Origin of the sequence: Paenibacillus xanthanilyticus (genome assembly GCF_042682185.1) — a bacterium.
GTDB classification, from domain to species: Bacteria; Bacillota; Bacilli; order Paenibacillales; family Paenibacillaceae; genus Paenibacillus_Z; species Paenibacillus_Z xanthanilyticus.
Map to the genome: position 1 here is coordinate 2,142,881 of NZ_JBHUHA010000002.1, position 19,444 is coordinate 2,162,324.

Genomic DNA, 19,444 nt, shown 5'->3' on the forward strand with positions numbered 1-19,444 from the left:
CTTCACGCCTGTTTAGTTGCTTTACATTATACACATTGCCTTCTCGGCGCGATAGCCAAAAGTTGGCTTCCTCCCATGCCCGCTCCTTACGCCAGCCGCTCCAGCACCGCCGCGACGCCGTCCTCGTCGTTGGTCGCCGTCACATGCCGCGCCAGCGCCTTCAGCTCCGGCACCGCGTTGCCCATGGCCACCCCGTATCCGGCCGTCTGCAGCATGTCCAGATCGTTCCTATCGTCGCCGAAGGCGATCATGTCCGAGGCCGGCACGCCGTAGTGCGCGCATAGCCGCAGCAGCCCCGCCGATTTGGACGCCGACTTGTTCATGATCTGCAGCAGCCGGCCGCCGTCGGTCAGCACGACGTTCGCGCGCTCCGCGAAGGCTTGCGCGATCGCGTCCGCCTCCCGGAACGAGGTCAACAGCACCTTGGTCGCGGCATGCAGCCGAAGCTCCGACAGCGGACGGATCGCCGGCTTGAATTTGGAATGATAGAATGCCGGGTCGTCGAGATCGCGGTTCGCGAACCAAACGTCGTTCACCTCCATGCTGATGTGGCAATCCCCCATGTGCATGCCGCAGTAATCCAGCAGCTCCGCCGTGATATCCGCTTCGATCGGCAAATGCTCCTCGATGCCCGACCGCGCATCGCGAATCAAGGCGCCGTTGTAGAAGACGAACGAGCAGATGTCCAGCAGCTCGCCGGGCAGCAGTTCCATCACCGATCTTGGCGGTCTCGCCGTCGCGATGACGATCCGCCTCCCCGTCCGATGAGCGGCCAGCACCGCCGCGGCATTCCGCGCCGACACCCGCTTATCCGAACCGAGCAGCGTGCCGTCCAAGTCGAGCGCAATAACCGAACCTTTCCGATCCACTCTCTCTCCTCCTCCTTAGCCGCCAATACGCGGCACTAACCCGCTAGCACATTTTCCACATTTTATCATACCCAGCTATGGGCGGGGAGGACATTTACCCTTGATTCATGCGGAAGACGGCGAGCTGGGGTTCGAAGAGATGACCTGCGGGATGGCCTTAGGTATTTTCGGCTGCGGCGGGCACGGTGGGAGTCGCTTCGATCGCATGGTTAGCACGACAAAAAGGCAGCGGCGCACATCACGTGCCCGATGCCTTCTTTTCTTCGCCCAGCCGTCCTAGCCGGACAGCCGCTGTCCGTCATCCTGGCTGAAATCGGCCGTCTGCGCCACTTCGTCCGCCTGCGCCTCTTCTTCCAGAAAGAGATCGTTCAGCGAGCTGAGCGAACCATCCTTCTCGACCTGAAAGACGTCCATCCGGCCGTCCTCTTCGATCGTCATCTCGATGCAGCAGTTCCAGCAGTAATACTGCCTCGTGCCGATCCGGCCGATATCAATTGAATTGCAATTAATACATTTCATGGCGATGCTCCTAACGGGATTAAATAGTTACGATAGCGGGAATCTAGTTCTAGTATTCCCCGAATGCTAGCGTTTAAACGCCAGGAAACAACACCGCTACCTAGATGAAAGAGGCTGTACGCCGTCATGGCGTGCAGCCTCTCTTCTCGTTTGCGAGCTTACGGACGGCGTTCACGTCAAGCTAGCGCCTTCGAGCGCGCGATCGCATCGAATGTCTCGCATTTGAAATTCGTCCCCTCCCCGTCAAAATCGAGATGAACGCATTACGCAGGTAGTTCGTGGAAATAGTAAAGAACGACATTGAGCCCGTAGGAGTCGATCATCGATGCCACAGCAGAAGTTCCAATCATCCGCCATCAAGCCCCGCTATTCCAAAGGGCAGATATCCGTACTGGGCATTAACTCGGTTTATCCCCGCACGCCATGGGTCACGGCCTGGTGGTCGGTGGTTTTCCCCGGCTTCGGGCACATGTTCATCGGCAAGTACCTGCACGGCTTCGTCCTGATCATGTGGGAGCTCGTGGTCAACAACCAAGCCAATCTCAACCGGGGCATCGCGCTATCCTTCCTCGGCCGGTTCGAAGAGGCGACGGCGCAGTTGAACCAGGACTGGGTCCTGCTTTATGTAGCCGTGTATGTCTACAGTATTTGGGACAGCTACCGCAGCGCAGTCGAAATCAACAAAAGCCATGTGCTGGCCGAAATGGAGGATGCGCCGGTCACGCCTTCGGACGTCAGTTTCTTCGACATCAGCATCCTGGATAAGAAAAATCCCTGGGTAGGCACGATCTGGACGATGCTCTCTCCCGGCTTGGGGCAATTGTACAGCGGCAGCACGATCGTCGGCACATTCGTGCTCGCTTGGTGGATCTTCGTGTGCCATAAAGCGGTGGCCATCCGGTCCTGGCTCTACTCCTTCCAGGGGGATTTCGACGGCGCCGCTGCGGTCGTGGACTGGCAGTGGTTTATGTTCCTGCCTTCCATGTACGTGTTCGCCATTTATCAAGCCTATACATCGGTCAATGAGAACAATATTTTATTCGATATCGAGCAAATCCGGTATTTGAGAGTGAGGGCCGAGAACTTGGGACATCTGCGCAGCATCACCGAAAACACGACCGTGCACATTATCGCCACCTTCGAACATTCGCCCTTCGTGGAGATGGTGATCCACGACGTCGAGAAGCTGGGCGTACCGCCGCAAAATATCGTGGCGCTGCCGCTCTCCAACCTCGATTCCCAGCCGCATGTCATCGATACGATTCATCGGGTGGATGGACGAAGCATGCTGGACGGGGCCATGGTCGGCGGCACGATCTTCATGGTGCTGGGCACGATCTACGGCTTCATCTGGCCTTGGGGGCCCGTCATCTGGGCGCTGATTGGCTTGGTCGGCGGGTTCTTCCTGGGACTGGCCGTCGAATTTGCGCTCAACAAAAAGAAAATCAATCTCTCGTCGGCCCGCAAAAGCGAGGTCCTGCTCGAGGTTATATGCAGCGCCACACTGCAGGCACCGCTCATTAACGTGCTTAAAAACCGGAACGCAATCGGGCTCGCGGTGATGCCGCAGCGAGAAGGCGTGACTTACAGCGAAGCGGAGCGAGGCCAGTAACCCTTACTACGTGCTGGCATGAACACAAACAACCTCCTCGAAAACGCTTTTCGAGGAGGTTGTTCGCGTTGTTATGAGCTGCACGCCGGTTGCTGCCGCCGCACAATCCGAATTTGGCGTTAAGCATGAAACGCTCGTTCAAACGCGCCAAGGCACGCCGCCGCTTTCGACGTATCCAACACGGCAAAACGGATGTCCGCGAAGAAGCGTCCCAGCTCTTCATTCTCCAAAAGCTCGCGCCACCACTTAGCCACCTTGACCGGGTCGTTCCGGAAAACACCGCAGCCGAATGCGCCCAACACGAGGTTCCGGTCGCCGTGATGGGCAAAGATCGCCAAGGCCAGCCGCATTCGATCCTTCATGACCCGTTCCGCCGTCTCGGGATCTTCGCCCTTCAGCACGACCTGGCCATAGTTCACGGCGGGCAGCGTCAATACCGAAGCCGTCGCCGGCCGTTCGAGGAGACTGAACCTTTCGTCGCGGAAGAACACCACGTCCGGCGAATAGATCGCGTGGTCGGTATACATCATCGACGGGCAGGACCGATTGGCCCGATAGTAAGCTTCATGACGCAGCTGCGTCGCGTATAGTCCGCTCGAAGCCGCCAGGCTTTCTTCCTGTGCCATCGCCCCGTTCAAGAACCCGCCTCCGGGGTTCTTGGCGCTGGCGAAGTTGAGCACGCCGACCCGCGTCTTTCTCGCCGCCGATCCATCCAGAACCGCCTTTACCGTGGCCTCGTTGGCGACGGAATAGGCGACCGCTTGCGGTAACTTAGGCAGCCTGGCAATTCCCTCGACCAGCGCCTTTCCCTGTTCCGGCGTAATCAGCTCGCTGTTCGCCTCCGACTGACGCTGCGCGGCGGCGAAGTCAACTCGGCGCCCATCGTATTCGTAATAGCCTTGCCGCTGAATGCGCAGCGTTTCTTCGGCTATGGTTTTTCGATTCATTCCATACCCCTCTTTCCGTTCGTCATCGCTGCCATGCCCGCATAAGTTAGCTTCGCAGCAGTTCGTCCCGCGCTTCGGTCAGCGCGAAGCCGAGCAAATTGCCGTCCTGCCACTTCAGCGGATTGTCCGCGTCCGGGTTGGACTGGCTCATGCCGATCCCCCAAATGCGATCCTGCGGGCTCGTATAGGTCATCCTTACTCCTCCAACCTTCTTCGATACAAACGGGACGGACGATGGCCCGCGTTCTCCGTGTAATGATCGGTCTCCGCCACGAGATCGGCCACCTTGCGGCGGAAGGCCGCTTTCAGCAGCTCTTTGTCCAAGATGACCTCGTACGCCTGCTGCAGCTCCGTCAACGTGAACAAAGGCGGCATCAGATGGAGCGCAATGTCGGTGTAGTTCACCTTGCCCCGCAGCCGTTCGATAGCGAAGGCGATGATCTTCGCATGGTCGAACGCCAAGCCGTCGTTCGCGACGATCGCGTACGCGGTCGACGTCGAGGCAGGCCTAACCGTCACCGTGCGCGTCACGACGGCCGTCAGCTCCTGCTCCTCGCCGCTCAGCTTAAGCTCGAATTCCAGCGTCTTGACGTACCCGTCCTCGGCATGCTCCTTCCGCTCCCGCAGCAGCCGGTAGGTTAGCTTGAACCAAGCCGCGGCGTCGGCGTCGTCCCCGGCCCGCAGCTGAAGCGAATCGGCGTTGATCAGCGCCATGTAGCTGCAGCTCATCACCCAAGCGCGCGGATCGCGCCCCACATCGCTGAACGTATACAGCTGCTCCAAATAGACGTCGTCCACGCCGGTCTCCTCGCGCAGCTCCCTCGCCGCCGCCTGATCCGCCGTCTCGTTCGGACGGACGAATCCGCCCGGCAGCGCCCATTTGCCTAGGAAGGGATGCCCGCCCCGGCGAATGAGCAGGACGCGCAGCTCTTTGTCCGGCAGCTTGCGATAGCTGTCCGCCTCCGTGTCCGTCACGGTGAAAATGACCATGTCCGCCGCCACCGAAGGCCGCTCGTAATCTCCAATCCTGTACCGCTCCAGAAATTCGCGTTCCGTCAGGCCGTCGCGATCCATTACGTCCAACTCTCCCGCCCCCTTTAATGCTTATTCGCCGTGCGGCGCTCCATAAAAGTTGGTGTACGGCTCGAACTTCGCCAACACCTCGTCGACCTTGCGTATTCGCTCCTCCAAGCTGCCCCGCAGCGTGATGTACGGAATGCGGCGCTCCTTCAGATCGGCGATAATTTGCTTATGGAACACGTGTCGTTTCTGATCCCCGCTCCGGTCCCACGTATCGTCGTACGGAATATCGTCTTCGCACAGGAAGAACAGGTCGTACCGCTGCGCGTTCTCCAGCGCGATCCGCGTCAAGCGCTCCGGGGCGCGCCCGTGGTAATCGAGGGCGAACATGTACGTCGTAATCGCGTTCGTGTCGACGAATAGATACTTGTTCGCTTCCAGCAGCGCACGCTCTTCGCGCGCGAGATGGCCGGTCGCAATCTCATCGAACGCGGCCAAGCCGATCCGGCGATCCACCTGATGCTCCGTCCAGTAATCGCGGCCGTATTCGCTCGCGAACGTCGTGCGGTAGCGGAACGCCAGCGCTTCGGTGATCGTCGATTTGCCCGTGGACATCGCGCCGACGAACACCACCTTCGTGATCAAATCCCGGTAGACGACATCGCTCACGAACTCGCGGTATTTGTACGGGTCGGAGCGGACCATCGTGGCCGAGATCGGCACTTGCGCCCGGGCTTCGTCCACCCGCCGGTCCACCGCGCCCAAGGCGATGCTCATATGCTCGCCATAGAACTCGCTGGAGTAGAAGTGCGTCACCTGCTCGCCGTTCAGCAGTCCGAGAATGTACTGCTCCTCCCGGATCTCATGCTCCCGGTCGTTCGAGTATCCATCCGGACCGTCCCATGCCTCGATGACCCGCACGTCCGGATACAGCTTGCGAATCCAGTTCGCCCGGATATGCAGCGGAATCGGGGTCACCGTCGTGTCGTAGATGACGACGATCAGCTCGTCGACCTCCTGCAGCGCCGTCTCGATCATATATTGATGCCCCTTATGCAGCGGCGCGAATTTTCCCAACGTTAATCCCAGCGTCTTCGTCATGCCGATCCCTCCTTGGCCCCTTTGTTCCAATTGTAGTAGCCGTACACCGCGTTCACCAGATAGGCGCTCCACATGACGATCATCAGCCAGCCGTCGCTGCTGCCGTCGAGGAGCCGGATGACCCACAGCAGCACCGTGAACAGATTGAGCACGATATAAACCAGCCATTGCTCCTTGAATCTGCGCACCATAAGGATGGTCGCCACGATCGACAGCGCCGTCGTCGCGGCATCTATATACGGCGAGTTCTGCTCCGGGATGAACGATAATCCGAAGCCGAGCAGCAGGCTGCCGAGGAGACAAACGGCCGCGACGAGCAGCAGACCGTTCAGCCCCATCTGCCGCATGACGAGCTTGCCGCCCTGCCGGTGGTTCTTCCACATGTAGAAGCCGACGACGTTCATCGGCACGAAGAACAGCAGATTCAGCGCCACTTCGCCGAACAGCCCGTTGACGTAAGCCAAGTAGGCGTAACCGAGCGTGTTGTACATCCCGAACACATAGCTCATCAGATTTCCTTTGGCCGCGAGCACGACGCACAGCACCCCGGTCATGAAAACCGTAAATCCGAATAACGAATCTTTCGTAATGACCGTAATGCCGACCGCAATCGCGCTGAACAAGCCCAGCCAGGCGATTTCGAATCCGTTCCAGCCTCTCCATGCGCGATTCATGTTCAACGCCTTGGCGTTCTCCATTGTTGCTCCGCCTCTCGCTATACGTTAGTAACTTTATGATAATAACAATTTGTTACTATCTAAAATACCAACAAAGCGGGAAGAACGCAAGCAGAATATGGAACTTCTTGTCCGCGTGCATTCTATCTATCCCTCATGAAGATAAAATGACGACAAGCCATGACTGCTCACGCCTGTGAGTCTGTCATGGCTTATGCGCGTCTATTCGATGCTCGGCTCCATCGCTACGATCTAGAACGATATGGCTTTTCACGCCTCGCCGCCCTACCTAAATCCATCTTCGAGTCCTTGCCTTGTACTGCACGCACGTATGCCGAATTTGTCCGTCATGGCTCTCTCCTCCACCTTGATATACCATTGGTTGGTCAGGATCAGGAAACCGAGCACGAACAGGACGGGGGTCACCGCCCCCGGTAAAATAAACACCCCGGTCAAGGCAACCAATAATCCCAGATACATGGGGTTCCTGGAGTATTGGTACAGGCCCTCGACAATGAGTGTATCCGGCTGAAGGAAAGCGGATAAGCGACTGATGCGAAAAGCCATGACGCCTTACGTGAGTGAGGCGGTCATGGCTTTTGTCGTGTGGGTGAATGTGGTATTTGGGGGATGGCGGTCATTGTTGCCGTTGGGCGGTTATCGGATCGAAATCACGATTCGTTTGCCACCGATAGACGGGCCCCTATACAATGAAGAACATGACACACGCTAATATTTTATCTACAGGAGGATCCTAGATGCCGCAATTAATATTCAGAGGCATTCCAGCCGAAGGCATACGTGCCATTAGCATCCCGCTCGTCGAAGAGATGGCCGCGATCTGCCAATGCGGAACGGATAATTTCACCTTGGAATGCTTGCACGTCACCGCGATATTCGACGGGAAATATACCGATGCGTACCCGGTCATCGACGTATGGTGGTTTGAACGGGGGGACGAGGTGCGCGATCAGATGGCCGAGGCGATCGATCGGCATGTCCGGTCGCTGGGTATCCCGGATCTGGAGATTTCCTTCCGCGTTGGCCGCGAGGATAATTTCTATATGAATGGACGGCGGTACGGGTCTTAGTCGCAACAAAAGCTCCCCTTACCGGAAATTATTTCTCCTACTTCTTGTTCCTACCGCCAGTCCAATTGACCAGAAAAATCCCGACGAAAATAAGCAGTCCGCCCACATAAGCGTACCAATGGATACTTTCTCTTAGAATCAACCAGCCGGACAGCACGCCGAAGAAAGGCGCTAAGAATAGAAAAGCGCTTGTTCGCCCCGGATCCCCTTTTCGAAGCAGGTGGTACCACGTCGCGAATTGCACGATGGAACCTAATATCGCGAGATACAGGATGACGCCCAGCGACGTCCAATTCAGAACCAGCCGTGGCGTTTCCGCGCTGAACGCGAGCAACAGCAGCAGGACGCCGCCAAATAGCATCTGATAGGCGGTTAAGACCCAATTATCGAAGCCGCTGCCCCACTTTTTTACCAGCAACGTCGCGATTGCCCATGCCACCGCCGATCCAAGCCCGAGTATCGTTCCCGTAGATAATTGCAGATGAAATCCAAGCGTAATGAAAACGCCCGCAAATCCGACGGCAACCCCCAGCCATTGATAGAATCGGTATTCGAGCCTCATAAACAGAACGCCTAAGACGACTACGAACAGCGGATTCATAAACGTGAGGATCGACGTCTCTCCGGCCGGGATCGTGCGCATGCTTAAGAAAATACAGCCCATCACCGCTGTCGTTTGGCAGGCGCCGATGAGAAGAAGCTTCGACCAATCCCTCAGGTTGTCTGGTAAGCGCCGACTTTGCAACTGGACCGCAAGCGCCAGTATGCCCCCGGCTAGCACGAATCTAATCCCGACTAGCAATAAGGGCGATACGTAAGACAAGCCGACTTTGCCGACCGCAAAAGAGGACCCCATAAGCGATGTGGCAAGCAGCACAAGGAATACGAACAGTGAACGATTCATAGCGGCAACCTCTTTCGTGGAATATGCCTCCATGTTACCATTGGAATACTTCGACCGCGGCCGAATGATCTACGCAAAGGAGAAGAAAAAATGAATCCGAATGTGCTGGATACCGCTCAATTAATGGGCGATCCCTCTCGATTGGCGATGCTCATGAGTTTGCTCGGAGGCAGGGCGCTGCCCGCGAGCGATCTCGCTCGCAGTGCCAACATATCGCCTCAGACGGCAAGCGCTCACTTAGCCAAGCTGGTTGCCGGCGGCCTGCTTGTTCATGAACGTTATGGCCGGCATAAATATTTCCGGCTCGCCAATCATGAAGTCGCGCACGCGCTCGAGGCATTGCTCGCGATTTCCCCTTCGAAACCGGTGGTTTCGCTAAGAGAATCCGATGAACTGAAGCGGATGCGGCATTGCCGGACGTGTTACGACCATCTTGCCGGAGCGGTGGGAGTCGCGCTTACCGATCGGCTTATTCATCTGGGATGGCTGAAGGCGTCGGGCAAAGATTTTACCCTTACCGCGCAGGGCGCAGACGGATTGAAGGCATGGGGAGCAGAGACCGATGAGGCTGCGGGCAAGCGCCGCCATTATGCAAGGCAGTGCTTGGATTGGAGCGAACGACGCCCTCACTTGGCGGGACATCTCGGGGCAGCGATCGCGAAGCGGCTTTTCGAGCTAAAGTGGATGGAGCGATTTCCTCAAGGCAGGGCTATTCTTGTGACCCCCGAAGGGATGAACGGACTGGACCGTGAATTCGGTCTTCAGCTTGCAAAATGACCGAATCCAAAAGACCCTCCCGACGACCGGGAGGGTCTTTTTGTCGCCCTGCGGGCGATATGCGGTTTACCGCGATGTCTGCAATCGCGAGTAAATTCCTTAACGTTGGCGTTACTTCTCGATAATCTGAATAAGGTTGCCGCATGTATCGTCGAGGACGGCGATCGCGAATTCACCCATTCTTGTCGGCTTCATCGTAAACTTCACGCCCTTTTCCGATAATCGTTGGTACTCGTTATCGATATCGGAAACGCCAAACATGGTCGCCGGGATGCCATCGGCCACCAGCTTCTTTTGGTACTCTTTTGCGGCAGGGTGCTCATTCGGTTCCAGCACGAGTTCGGTACCGTCCGGGTCGTCTGAAGACACGACCGTGATCCATCTGAACTTACCTGATGGAACGTCATGCTTTTTGACAAAGCCCAGCGTTTCCGTGTAGAACGACAACGCCTTGTCTTGATCGCTAACGAATAAACTGGTAACAATGATTTTCATCGTTTCTGCCTCCTCGTATCTAGGTCCCTGATGTTCTGCTAAACTCACTTCAACCAGCCATCCAGCAAGTGTTTAAGCGGTTCGTTGTTGAAGACGATCATGCGATATTTCCCTTTTTTGACTGAGTTTACGAGCCCGGCACCCTCCAATACGGCCACATGTTTGGCAATGGCTTGTCTTGAAATGGACAGATTGTGCTTCATGATGAGCCGTGCCGTAAGTTCATACATCGTCTGCTCGTTGCGTTCGGACAGTTCGTCCAGCATAAGTCGCCGCGTTGCATCGTCAAGAGCCTTGAATATTAGATCTTTATTCCCGTTCATGCTGTCATTATACGCAACTTACCGGTTGCTTGTAAAGCACAGGCAACTGAAGTGTTGCCTGTACCACCGCCTACCAACCAATCACGAGCTCCACATCGCGAAATACGGGTTCCGCCGCCCTGCTCCGGCTCCTAAATATAGACGAATAATCGCTTATGCGGATTGCTAATTTGACTTAGAATTACCGTAAACGATGGCAAAGGCTGTGATTCCAATCGTAATCAAACGAGACAAATGGCTGCAATATCGCATCCTGCGCAAAGGGGCCTCTCTCGCCAAGCGGTTGCCCGAAACACGGTTGCTTCAGAAGAAGACGTTATCGAAGATGCTGCTTCACTATCAAGGCGTCGTACTGAAACCTCGGAACGGGAGCTACGGCAAGGATATCGTGTTCATGAACCGGAACGGCGCGAACGTCTATCGTATTCATCATGAAAACAATGCGGCCACCACGAGAGGCACCGCTAAGTTACTCCAATGGCTCCGCAACAAAAACAAACGTCGCGGCTATATTGTCCAACGACGTCTGCAGCTCGCTCGAATCGGGCGCAAGCCGTTCGATATCCGGATTATGGTACAGCGCAAAAAAGGCGCTTCATCCGCTTGGAAGGTCACGGGCTCCTATGCGAAAGTGGCGGCGCAAGGCTATCTCGTCACGAATGTGACCCGACGCGCCATTCCCGTGCTTGAGGCGCTGCAACTAGCCCGAATCGGAGATCGGCGCTTGCTTGCCCAAGCGGAACGGATCGCGCTATTGGCCGCCAAACGACTGGGTGCCCGTTACCCCAAGCTTAGACAGGTCGGGTTCGATATCGGCATTGACCGAAGACGTCGGATCTGGATCATCGAAGGCAACTATCACCCGGACTTGCGCCCTTTCCGGCGCTTGAAAGATCGCTCGATGCTTCGCCGAATCTTATGGTATAAGAGACACTAATGCGCAAAAAGACGACCGGCCTTTGATCGTTGGCCGGTCGTCTTTTCAGGTTTTATTACCTATTCTCGGAACATTCACCCCGCTTGGGGATGTTACCGGCGCTTTTTGGCCGCCGTTACAACGCGCGTCACTTGGAACCGGTTTTCCCCGACCTGAATAATGGCAAACTGGCTGAAAGAAGTGCCGGAAGACGTATAAGGCTCCGCTTCGATATTTCCGCTCGGCGTGGCAACCGTTGCGGTGATTCTCGTCAGCAAACAGACGCCGCGGCCAGGAGCCGTGAACGTCCTGCCCGCCGCAACGCTATAATTGTCGTTACTACAAAAGATGGAGGCATACTCGATTCTTCCAACTGCGCTATACGGAGTGGAGTTTGCAATTTGAACAGGGTCATAACCGCCAGGTCCTCTATTTCCCATCCTCAAAACCTCCCTTATGATTGATATATTCATATAATGCAAGTGAAGCGTTTTGGTCAGGGACAGACGTGGACAAGAGAAAAAGGTGCGTTTGTCCGGTGGTCGCTTGGGTACGGCACCTGATGATGCTATGCTATCTGACCGTTAGCCAATCGCCTTCCCCCAAAAAACATACGTTGCTTCTCTAATGGCGAAATGTAAAGGGCACCCATTTAGGATGCCCTTCGAAGGTTTATATCGTTATCTCCCCTCATTCGTGATGCGTGATGCGGGGCTTAGGTCATTCACTGCGCAGTCCAACCTCCGTCAACCATGAGCGTGACGCCCGTGACCATGTCGCTGGCCGGCGAAGCCAGATAGATGACCGCGCCTGCGACATCGCGAATATCGGCCAAACGTCGATTGGGTATTCGCGCCAGTACCCCTTCTAAATATGTGGGATCATCCAAGCGCTCGGCGTTTCCTGGGGTGTAGGTAAATGTTGGTCCGACCGCGTTCACATTCACGCCCTTGGCCGACCACTCCAAAGCCAGCACTTTCGTCAACTGATTAACCCCGCCTTTGGAAGCACAATAGACAGCATGATCGACGATCCCGACGACGCTCGCCTGCGAGCTCATATTGATGATTTTGCCATATCCCTGAGCAAGCATCAGCTTCCCTGCCGATTGACAACAGAAGAACACGCCTTTGAGATTCACGTCCATCATGGTGTCCCAGTCTTCTTCCGTAACCTCGACTGCCGGATGATTGTCGCCCAGTCCGGCATTGTTAACTACAATATCCAATCTCCCAAAGTGCAGGTTTACCTCATTGAAGACCGCATCGATCTCCTTCACATTCCGAACATCCAGCGTAAAAGCTGCAGCGTCGCCCCCGTGAGTCCGGATTTCGGATACTAAATGATCGAGTTGTTCCCGGTTTCTTGCCGCCACGGCAACCTTCGCGCCCGCGTGAGCCAATGCTTTTGCAAGCCCGAAGCCGATCCCTTTGCTCGCTCCCGTGATCAGGGCAACCTTGCCGGTCAAATCAAATGACGGGTGCATCCTAGAGGCCCCTCTCTTTCATGCATGCGTCCATTTTATAGATGATCGTCTCGTAGCGATCCGCCCATAAGGCCGAACCGTCTTCATCGGCATGAAGATCGTCCCTTCCCGTACGATAGAGCAGATGACGCCTATCTTTAGTAAACTCGTCTGCGAGGGATGCCGGATCGAATTGAACGCGCATGGGATCCGCCGACAAATTCACGATGATCAAAAACTTAACGCCTTCGTGCTGCCTCATGTAGGACAACACCATGCTATTGGAATTCCGTACGAATTCGAATTCGCCCGCCCAGAATGCCGGCTCATGGGTACGAAGGCGGATCAGGAACTTATAGTGCTCGAACATCCTGGTATCGAACGAATCCCAGTTGAGTTGATAGGCATCGAATAAGGACGTCCATGTCTCCATCGTATTCTCATTGAACTCTTGTCCCATCATGACGAGGGGTACGCCTTCGAGCGTGAGTAAGATCGAAGCGGCAGGTGCTGCATGCTCCGCGCCTAAATACGCGCAGATTCTGGACTGTTCTTTATCCTCGAGCCAATTCATCCTCAACGCATGCTTAGGAAAGCTGTACGTGTACGAATTATGAATCGTTATAAAATCTTGCTGCGTAATCGTGCCGTCGATCATCTGGCGTATCAGAATGCGAGGATTGCCATTGTAGGTCAAATCGCACGATTCCAGATGGTGATATTCATCGTAGGACTGAGAGATCAGGATCAGATCCGCTTTGACTTCCTGCAAGGCTTGCTTGATCTCCGTGAGGAAATCATAAGGCGTAATGTCCGAATCATCCAATCGAATGCCGTCAAAATCAAACTCGGTAATCCAGTACTTCATCGCCTCGATGACATAGTGCCTCATGTCGCGATTGCTAAATTCCAAACCGGCAAAATATTCGCGATTAGGCACATCATAATAGAGCTGACCTTGTTCATGATGCGTAAAATATTCCGGATGGCTTTGTGTCAGAATATGATCCACGCTGGCGCGGTTCAAGACCCAATCCAGAATAACTCGGATCCCGTTCTCATGGGCTTCGCGCATAAAGAACAACACGTCGTCTTTGGTTCCGAATTGCGGATCGATCGAATAAAAATTTTTGACCGCATAGGGATCGCCGTATGTGCCAATTCTGCGTTCATGCCCCACTTCGTTAAACGGCATCAGCCAAAGCGTGTTGATCCCCAGTTCTTTGAAATAGTCGATTTTATGGGCCAGCCCTCGGAAACCGGCGTCCGTGAACGCACGGAGATGAAGCTCGTAAATGACCGCTTTCTTAAGCCATTCCGGACTGGAGAGCGCCGTGAAGTTCTCATACATATAGCCCGGGTTGTCTTTTGAAATGGCATTCGTTCGGATGAGCACGTCGCCATCTTCGGTTACCGTGATCGCCGAGTTATTCTGCGCATCCTCCGAAATACTCGGATTGAGCGGGTCTACGATCCACGCTTCCCCATTGACCACGAATTTGTAAAGATGTCTTCCCTTAAGAATAGGCAACTCAATCTCCCAACCGGTCCCCTCTTCCATTCGGTTCATGTAATTCCGATCGCCATTCCAATTATTAAAAGTGCCTGCTAGGGCAACGCTATCAACAGGAGCGTCCGGATAATAAACGAATCGCACGCCCTTCGAGCCCTTTGTTGGATATGTAGTTAGCATGGGATGACCTCCCTGAAATAGACTCTTGATTCATAGGGCTGGAGATAGCCGTCAAGCAGCGTTTCATCTGTAGCCGATTGTACATTGGATAACAGTAATTTCATCGATTTATCGGCTACTGCTTCAGGGATTTCCAAGTGTGCCGATTCGGCTGCGAAGTTCATCACCACGACCAATTGTTCATTTCCTAACGTCCGTGTAAAGGCTAGAATGGACGCATGTTCAGGGAGAAGGGGTTCATATTGGCCATACACGGCAACGAGATGTTGTTTGCGAAGCGCAATGAGTTGCTTGTAATAGTTCAAGATAGAATGGGGATCTTGCGCGGCAGACTCCACATTAATCCAGCTCGCATTGGGGTTCGCTTGAATCCATGGCGTTCCGGTCGTGAACCCGCCATGAGGCTGGTCATTCCATTGCATGGGCGTTCGGGCGTTATCTCTGCTGGATTGATGGATGGCCCTCATGATGCGATCCTCCGTCCAACCTTCCTTTTGCGCCAGGCGATAAAATTGATGGGTCACGCTATCCCGATAGTCATCAATGGCATCCAACTTGATATTCGTCATGCCGATCTCTTCCCCTTGATAGATATACGGGGTGCCTTCCAGCATAAACATCAGGGTTGCCAATAGCTTCGCGGACTCAATACGGAACTCCTGATCATTTCCAAAACGGGAAACGGCCCGCGGTTGGTCATGGTTGCTCCAGAAGTTGGCATTCCACCCTTTGGCATGCAGCTTCGTTTGCCATTGATTGAGAATCTCTTTGAGCCGAGACAACTGCCAAGGCGTCTTCTCCCAGCCCTCAAGACCTTTATTCGTACTGTCCATGCTAATATGCTCGAAGTGGAAGACCATATTAAGCTCGTCACGATTCTCGCCTACATACAACAACGCTTCTTCCGGACCCGTGTTAGCCGCTTCCCCGACGGTCATGATGTCATAGTGACGAAACACTTCCCGATGGAGATGTTGAATATGATCGTGTACTTTGGGGAGATTCGAGAAGAAATGATGCGCGGATACGATTTTCTCATGAGCCGGTGCTTCGGCATCCGGATAACCGTCCATCTTGACGATATGATTGATCGCATCGATACGAAATCCATCCAAGCCTTTATCCAACCACCAGCGTACCATGCGATGAAGCTCTTCGATGAGGAGCGGATTCTCCCAATTCAGATCCGGCTGCTTGCGGTTGAAAATATGCAGATAATATTCCTCGGATTGTTCATCGAATTCCCAGGCCGAACCGCCGAAGAAAGACCCCCAGTTGGTGGGCGGCTCGTTGTTTTCTTTCCCTTTCTTCCATATGTAATAATCCCGCTTCGGGCTGTCTTGGGATTCACGGGCTTCGATGAACCATGGATGCTCGTCCGAGGTATGGTTTAAGACGAGATCGGCGATCACCTTGATTCCCCTGCGATGCGCTTCGTCCAACAATTGGTCCAAGTCTTCCATCGTTCCGAATTCTTCGGCCACCGCATAATAATCGCTGATATCATAACCATTATCATCGTTGGGCGATTGGTAGAACGGACAGATCCAAATCACGTCAACGCCTAAATCACGGAGATAATCCAGCTTCGAAATAATCCCTTGCAGGTCTCCAATGCCATCCCCATTGGTATCCATGAAACTTCTCGGGTAAATTTGATACACGACGCTTTCTTTCCACCATTTCCGTTTAACCGCTGCTTGCTGCACCATATGAAGTCACCCCGAAGATTTTTTATCTCGCTCTCTTCGTCTATCGTATCTGTATTGGGATGGGCTTCCAATATCCGATACCGCTCCATCATGATGCTATTCTGTCGTGGATTGCGATCATACGCTCCTACCGTGTATGGTTTCATTCGCTCTGGCCAGGATGGCGTCTTTAAAGCTTTTAGGGGAACAATGATGGACGCGTCTAAACAACTTGTAGAAGTGCGAGAGATTCGGCAAGCCGACCTGTTCGGCAATTTGGGCAATGCTGAGATCTTCGGTCAGCAGCAGGCGTTCGGCATATTTGATTCTGCGATGAATGACATAGTCCGTGAACGTCATGCCCAAGGTTTGTTTGAAATACTTGAGGAAGTAGGTATAGCTGAAATTGACGAGAAGACAGGCCTGCTCAACCGTTATTTTGTCGGACAAATGAGCTTCCACATAATCGAACACTAATTTGAGCTTGGCATAGTTCATCGATCGGTTGTGATCCAACTTCCCCTCATTGTCATGGCGCAATAAGAGGAAGAGACTTTTCTTGACCAGATAATTAATCGCCATCTCATAGCCTCTTTGCCTCTGCTCATGTTCCCGATGCAATTCTAATAGGGTGTCATGGAATTGCTTCCGTAGTTCCGAATTAGCTCGAAACAAAGTATTTAACGTGACCAAAGGCAGCAAGGATTCTTGAAACAAATAGAGGAAAGGCATCATGTTGGAATCCAAAAAGGCCTCCAGCTCGAATTGAATCACCACATAATCGACCACTTGGTTAGGTTGTCTCAGGTCGAGATGGGGCTCGCCCGAACCCAAAATGAACACATCCCCGGCCCGTAAGTGATAGACATCATATGGCGTATGAATTTCCATGGTTCCCGATCGTACCGCAATCATCTCTAGCTCCGGATGGGAATGCCACCCATGCTGACAGATCACCGTCCCGTGAAAGCTGCGCACTTGAATCCGAAGCAGCGGATCGTGATAAACAATCGGTTCTTTATATACTTCCATCAGATCGAAACCTCCGTTAACCCGCACAAATGTCGTGTCGCTCAAGTCCCCCCCCGGCTTGCTCCGCCATAAAAGCGGGAGGATGCAGGAAAGACTTCCCTTTCCCAATATAATACTGATCAACGGCCGTTAAATAAACATGAAGTGTCGTGCATTACTGTATGCCAAAGTCGTGGCTCTATTGAAAACGTCTCGATAACTTAACCTTATTTTTGTATTTATGTATAAATGAGGCTACTCATCATGTGCTCCATGTTGGGGAGGGAATTTTCGATTAAAGGAGTGAAATAATGAAAAAAGGCTGATCTATTCGGTTGTCCTTCTATTTGCCATCTTTGTCATGGGGATCAGTATGAGCAGCTCGGCAGCACCGTCCACGTATGTCCACGGTATTTTTTCGCAAAAACCGTTGTATGTGTTGGATGGAACGACCGGCAATTGGCTGACTTCGACAAGCGGCAATGCAATAGCGAGTTGGACGGAAGCTCCGCTGGCCTCAGGAAATCAGGCATTTTTCAATGCCATCTCGGAAGTCGGCACCGACCGCTATGAATTCCGTCTCGTCAGTCTTGGCTCGACGACCGTCGATCAGATCAATGGCAAATTCGATATTTACAAGAACTATGTGAAGGTCGCCGCGGCCATTCCCGGCACCGTATACGGTTTAAGCCAACCGGTCGGCAATTACTTTAAATTCTATAACAGCACGAACACCTGGCATGTATCCGGGTATATTACGGACCGGCTGGACTACTAAGATGTAACACCCGAGAAATCCTACCCTCTCCGGATTTCTTGTTGCATGTTGGCAGGTTCATTAGGTCCCGCTTAACGCGTCTACTCCATCCCCTCACTAGGTGGCATCCTGCCGTTCCAGCCAGCTCAAAATCGCTTGGTTTGTTTCTTCCGGCTTTTCTTGTTGGATCCAATGGCCGCAATCCAGATGGACCACTTCCACATTGGGCACGAACGTTGTCAGGTTTTCAGACCTTGAGACCGCATCCCTGTCGCCGTAAATCATCAGGGTCGGCTGTTGGATGATTGGGTTCGCCTCCGCCAATATGCGCCAGTTGCGATCAAGGTTCCTGTACCAATTTATGCTGCCCGTGAACCCTGATGTTTCAAAAGCGGAGACGAAAACGGCCAACTCGCTGTCGCTCATCAAGGGCTCGCCCCGTGGTGTTTCTGCTCTGGCGAGATTGATCAACGCCATACCTGGCTGAGGCTCTGCGGGGGGCTCGTTCTTCCTGTATAGGTTGCGAAGGAACTGGAATGTATGCTCTTCCAATACGCCGTCCGCAACGCCGGGCTGTCGATTGAAATGAACAAAATAGAAGTCGCCGCCAAGTATTTCTTCCATGAACGCAATCCAGGGTTTTTCTCCGCGCTCTTGGTAAGGCAAGCTCAGATTGATCACTTTGTTCACACGGTCGGGATGCAGCAAGGTCAGTCCCCAAACGACCATTGCCCCCCAATCATGACCGACAAAGGCGGCGTCTTCGTATCCGTAGTGATCGAGAAGTGCGATGAGATCACCCGACAAGCGTTCAATGTCATAGTCTGTTACTTCGGTCGGACGAGATGAGTTGCCATAGCCCCGCTGGTTGGGGACGATAACATGGTAGCCCGCTGCGTCAAGGGCGGCCATCTGATGGCGCCAAGAAAAGGCATGCTCTGGCCACCCGTGACAGAGGACAATGGGTTTTCCGGCATTTTGCCGGCCTGCTTCAAAGACTTCGAGTTTCACACCGTTGACTGAAATAAAGGCGGGTTTGGGAAAATCGGTTGGATTAAACATGGGATCAACACCTCCTTCTTGTGATACATGTAGTATATCGGGAAAAGATGACATCTCATTGTCAGTGTTCTGAAATGATGTAAAAAAAGAGGGCGATTGAGCTCATCGAACATCCCGATCTGCGCAAGTAGGATAAAAAAATAGAGACAATGGGTAACCCATTGTCTCTGAATCGTTTTATGCCCCTTCAACTCCATATTCTCCTTTAATCACGAAGAACGACCCTCGGATGGTCCCGGCCAGTTTGGACTTCTGTCTGGCGAATTTGAATTTCTTCTCTTCCAGCTCCTTAGGGACTTCCATCCCCTCGGATAGCTTAAACCCTACGGCACGCTTCTTGGGTCATCCACCGTATACAGGGCGTTGACCGCCAGGCCGTCCTCATAGAAGACGAAGGCCCATTGGATATTCTCCACTTGAAAACGCGAGGTTTCCAGCGGCTGGGCCGCAAACTCGATCCCGCGTTCTTCTTTCAACACTCGATTCACATAGGCGGAGATATCAAGGTGAGGGA

Annotated in this window: 22 protein-coding genes and 1 pseudogene; 5 read left to right on the forward strand and 18 right to left on the reverse strand. The window is 53.7% G+C overall.

Annotated features, from left to right (window positions below; all coding sequences use genetic code 11):
- Positions 1–86 precede the first annotated feature (86 nt).
- Complete coding sequence (locus tag ACFSKT_RS26835) at positions 87–869, reverse strand: HAD family hydrolase (RefSeq protein ID WP_377720755.1); 783 nt, start codon at positions 867–869, stop codon at positions 87–89.
- A gap of 276 nt (positions 870–1,145) precedes the next feature.
- Positions 1,146–1,388, reverse strand: coding sequence for a hypothetical protein (locus ACFSKT_RS26840; RefSeq protein WP_377720754.1), 243 nt, complete (start codon positions 1,386–1,388; stop codon positions 1,146–1,148).
- Positions 1,389–1,713: 325 nt separating this feature from the next.
- Here ACFSKT_RS26840 and ACFSKT_RS26845 point away from each other — a divergent pair, with 325 nt between their 5' ends.
- Positions 1,714–3,000 carry a hypothetical protein gene (locus tag ACFSKT_RS26845; protein WP_377720753.1) on the forward strand — a complete coding sequence of 429 codons (1,287 nt, stop codon included), beginning with the start codon at positions 1,714–1,716 and terminating at the stop codon, positions 2,998–3,000.
- A 119-nt stretch (positions 3,001–3,119) separates the two neighbouring features.
- Here ACFSKT_RS26845 and ACFSKT_RS26850 read toward each other — a convergent pair whose 3' ends face one another.
- The 6 genes from ACFSKT_RS26850 to ACFSKT_RS26875 all read right to left on the reverse strand — a co-directional run bounded on the left by ACFSKT_RS26850 (position 3,120) and on the right by ACFSKT_RS26875 (position 7,312).
- Positions 3,120–3,947, reverse strand: a complete 828-nt coding sequence (locus ACFSKT_RS26850; RefSeq protein WP_377720752.1) for a TIGR02452 family protein — start codon at positions 3,945–3,947, stop codon at positions 3,120–3,122.
- A gap of 46 nt (positions 3,948–3,993) precedes the next feature.
- Complete coding sequence (locus tag ACFSKT_RS26855; protein WP_465263330.1) at positions 3,994–4,140, reverse strand: NADAR domain-containing protein; 147 nt, start codon at positions 4,138–4,140, stop codon at positions 3,994–3,996.
- A gap of 2 nt (positions 4,141–4,142) precedes the next feature.
- Positions 4,143–5,030 carry an NUDIX hydrolase gene (locus ACFSKT_RS26860; RefSeq protein ID WP_377720751.1) on the reverse strand — a complete coding sequence of 296 codons (888 nt, stop codon included), beginning with the start codon at positions 5,028–5,030 and terminating at the stop codon, positions 4,143–4,145.
- A 21-nt stretch (positions 5,031–5,051) separates the two neighbouring features.
- Positions 5,052–6,068, reverse strand: coding sequence for an AAA family ATPase (locus ACFSKT_RS26865; RefSeq protein WP_377720750.1), 1,017 nt, complete (start codon positions 6,066–6,068; stop codon positions 5,052–5,054).
- A complete protein-coding gene (gene pnuC, locus ACFSKT_RS26870; protein WP_377720749.1) occupies positions 6,065–6,766 on the reverse strand; it encodes a nicotinamide riboside transporter PnuC in 702 nt (233 codons plus the stop codon). The genes ACFSKT_RS26865 and pnuC overlap by 4 nt, the downstream gene beginning before the upstream one ends.
- 264 nt (positions 6,767–7,030) lie before the next feature.
- The gene (locus ACFSKT_RS26875) at positions 7,031–7,312 is read right to left on the reverse strand and encodes a methyltransferase family protein (RefSeq protein ID WP_377720748.1); all 282 of its coding nucleotides are present in this window, start codon (positions 7,310–7,312) and stop codon (positions 7,031–7,033) included.
- A 191-nt stretch (positions 7,313–7,503) separates the two neighbouring features.
- On the opposite strand from ACFSKT_RS26875, the gene ACFSKT_RS26880 reads away from it, so the two are divergent.
- Positions 7,504–7,836: a DUF1904 family protein gene (locus ACFSKT_RS26880; RefSeq protein ID WP_377720747.1), complete on the forward strand. Its 333-nt coding sequence runs from the start codon at positions 7,504–7,506 to the stop codon at positions 7,834–7,836.
- Between the two features lie 37 nt (positions 7,837–7,873).
- Here the strand turns inward: ACFSKT_RS26880 and ACFSKT_RS26885 are convergent, their stop codons facing one another.
- Positions 7,874–8,740 carry a DMT family transporter gene (locus ACFSKT_RS26885; protein ID WP_377720746.1) on the reverse strand — a complete coding sequence of 289 codons (867 nt, stop codon included), beginning with the start codon at positions 8,738–8,740 and terminating at the stop codon, positions 7,874–7,876.
- 90 nt (positions 8,741–8,830) lie between these two features.
- On the opposite strand from ACFSKT_RS26885, the gene ACFSKT_RS26890 reads away from it, so the two are divergent.
- A complete protein-coding gene (locus ACFSKT_RS26890; protein ID WP_377720745.1) occupies positions 8,831–9,517 on the forward strand; it encodes an ArsR/SmtB family transcription factor in 687 nt (228 codons plus the stop codon).
- A 111-nt stretch (positions 9,518–9,628) separates the two neighbouring features.
- On the opposite strand, the gene ACFSKT_RS26895 is transcribed toward ACFSKT_RS26890, so the two are convergent.
- Both ACFSKT_RS26895 and ACFSKT_RS26900 read right to left on the reverse strand, forming a co-directional pair.
- Positions 9,629–10,012 (reverse strand): VOC family protein, encoded by a 384-nt coding sequence (locus ACFSKT_RS26895; RefSeq protein WP_377720744.1) that lies wholly within the window; start codon positions 10,010–10,012, stop codon positions 9,629–9,631.
- A 44-nt stretch (positions 10,013–10,056) separates the two neighbouring features.
- On the reverse strand, positions 10,057–10,335 hold the full coding sequence (locus tag ACFSKT_RS26900; protein WP_377720743.1) for an ArsR/SmtB family transcription factor: 279 nt from the start codon (positions 10,333–10,335) through the stop codon (positions 10,057–10,059).
- Between the two features lie 205 nt (positions 10,336–10,540).
- Between ACFSKT_RS26900 and ACFSKT_RS26905 the strand changes: the two genes are divergently transcribed.
- Positions 10,541–11,272, forward strand: a complete 732-nt coding sequence (locus tag ACFSKT_RS26905; protein ID WP_377720742.1) for a YheC/YheD family protein — start codon at positions 10,541–10,543, stop codon at positions 11,270–11,272.
- Between the two features lie 92 nt (positions 11,273–11,364).
- On the opposite strand, the gene ACFSKT_RS26910 is transcribed toward ACFSKT_RS26905, so the two are convergent.
- The 5 genes from ACFSKT_RS26910 to ACFSKT_RS26930 all read right to left on the reverse strand — a co-directional run bounded on the left by ACFSKT_RS26910 (position 11,365) and on the right by ACFSKT_RS26930 (position 17,132).
- Positions 11,365–11,691 (reverse strand): hypothetical protein, encoded by a 327-nt coding sequence (locus tag ACFSKT_RS26910; RefSeq protein ID WP_377720741.1) that lies wholly within the window; start codon positions 11,689–11,691, stop codon positions 11,365–11,367.
- A gap of 284 nt (positions 11,692–11,975) precedes the next feature.
- A complete protein-coding gene (locus ACFSKT_RS26915) occupies positions 11,976–12,737 on the reverse strand; it encodes an SDR family NAD(P)-dependent oxidoreductase (protein WP_377720740.1) in 762 nt (253 codons plus the stop codon).
- A gap of 1 nt (position 12,738) precedes the next feature.
- Positions 12,739–14,409 carry an alpha-amylase family glycosyl hydrolase gene (locus ACFSKT_RS26920; protein ID WP_377720739.1) on the reverse strand — a complete coding sequence of 557 codons (1,671 nt, stop codon included), beginning with the start codon at positions 14,407–14,409 and terminating at the stop codon, positions 12,739–12,741.
- Complete coding sequence (locus ACFSKT_RS26925; RefSeq protein ID WP_377720738.1) at positions 14,403–16,121, reverse strand: glycoside hydrolase family 13 protein; 1,719 nt, start codon at positions 16,119–16,121, stop codon at positions 14,403–14,405. The genes ACFSKT_RS26920 and ACFSKT_RS26925 overlap by 7 nt, the downstream gene beginning before the upstream one ends.
- Before the next feature lie 117 nt (positions 16,122–16,238).
- The gene (locus ACFSKT_RS26930) at positions 16,239–17,132 is read right to left on the reverse strand and encodes an AraC family transcriptional regulator (protein ID WP_377720737.1); all 894 of its coding nucleotides are present in this window, start codon (positions 17,130–17,132) and stop codon (positions 16,239–16,241) included.
- Positions 17,133–17,484: 352 nt separating this feature from the next.
- On the opposite strand from ACFSKT_RS26930, the gene ACFSKT_RS26935 reads away from it, so the two are divergent.
- Positions 17,485–17,889 carry a hypothetical protein gene (locus ACFSKT_RS26935; RefSeq protein WP_377720736.1) on the forward strand — a complete coding sequence of 135 codons (405 nt, stop codon included), beginning with the start codon at positions 17,485–17,487 and terminating at the stop codon, positions 17,887–17,889.
- Positions 17,890–17,985: 96 nt separating this feature from the next.
- On the opposite strand, the gene ACFSKT_RS26940 is transcribed toward ACFSKT_RS26935, so the two are convergent.
- Entirely contained in the window at positions 17,986–18,930 is a 945-nt protein-coding gene (locus ACFSKT_RS26940; protein ID WP_377720735.1) for an alpha/beta fold hydrolase, read from the reverse strand.
- 177 nt (positions 18,931–19,107) lie between these two features.
- Positions 19,108–19,421: pseudogene (locus ACFSKT_RS26945) on the reverse strand (phage tail protein); the annotation flags it as partial.
- Between the last annotated feature and the right edge of the window lie 23 nt (positions 19,422–19,444).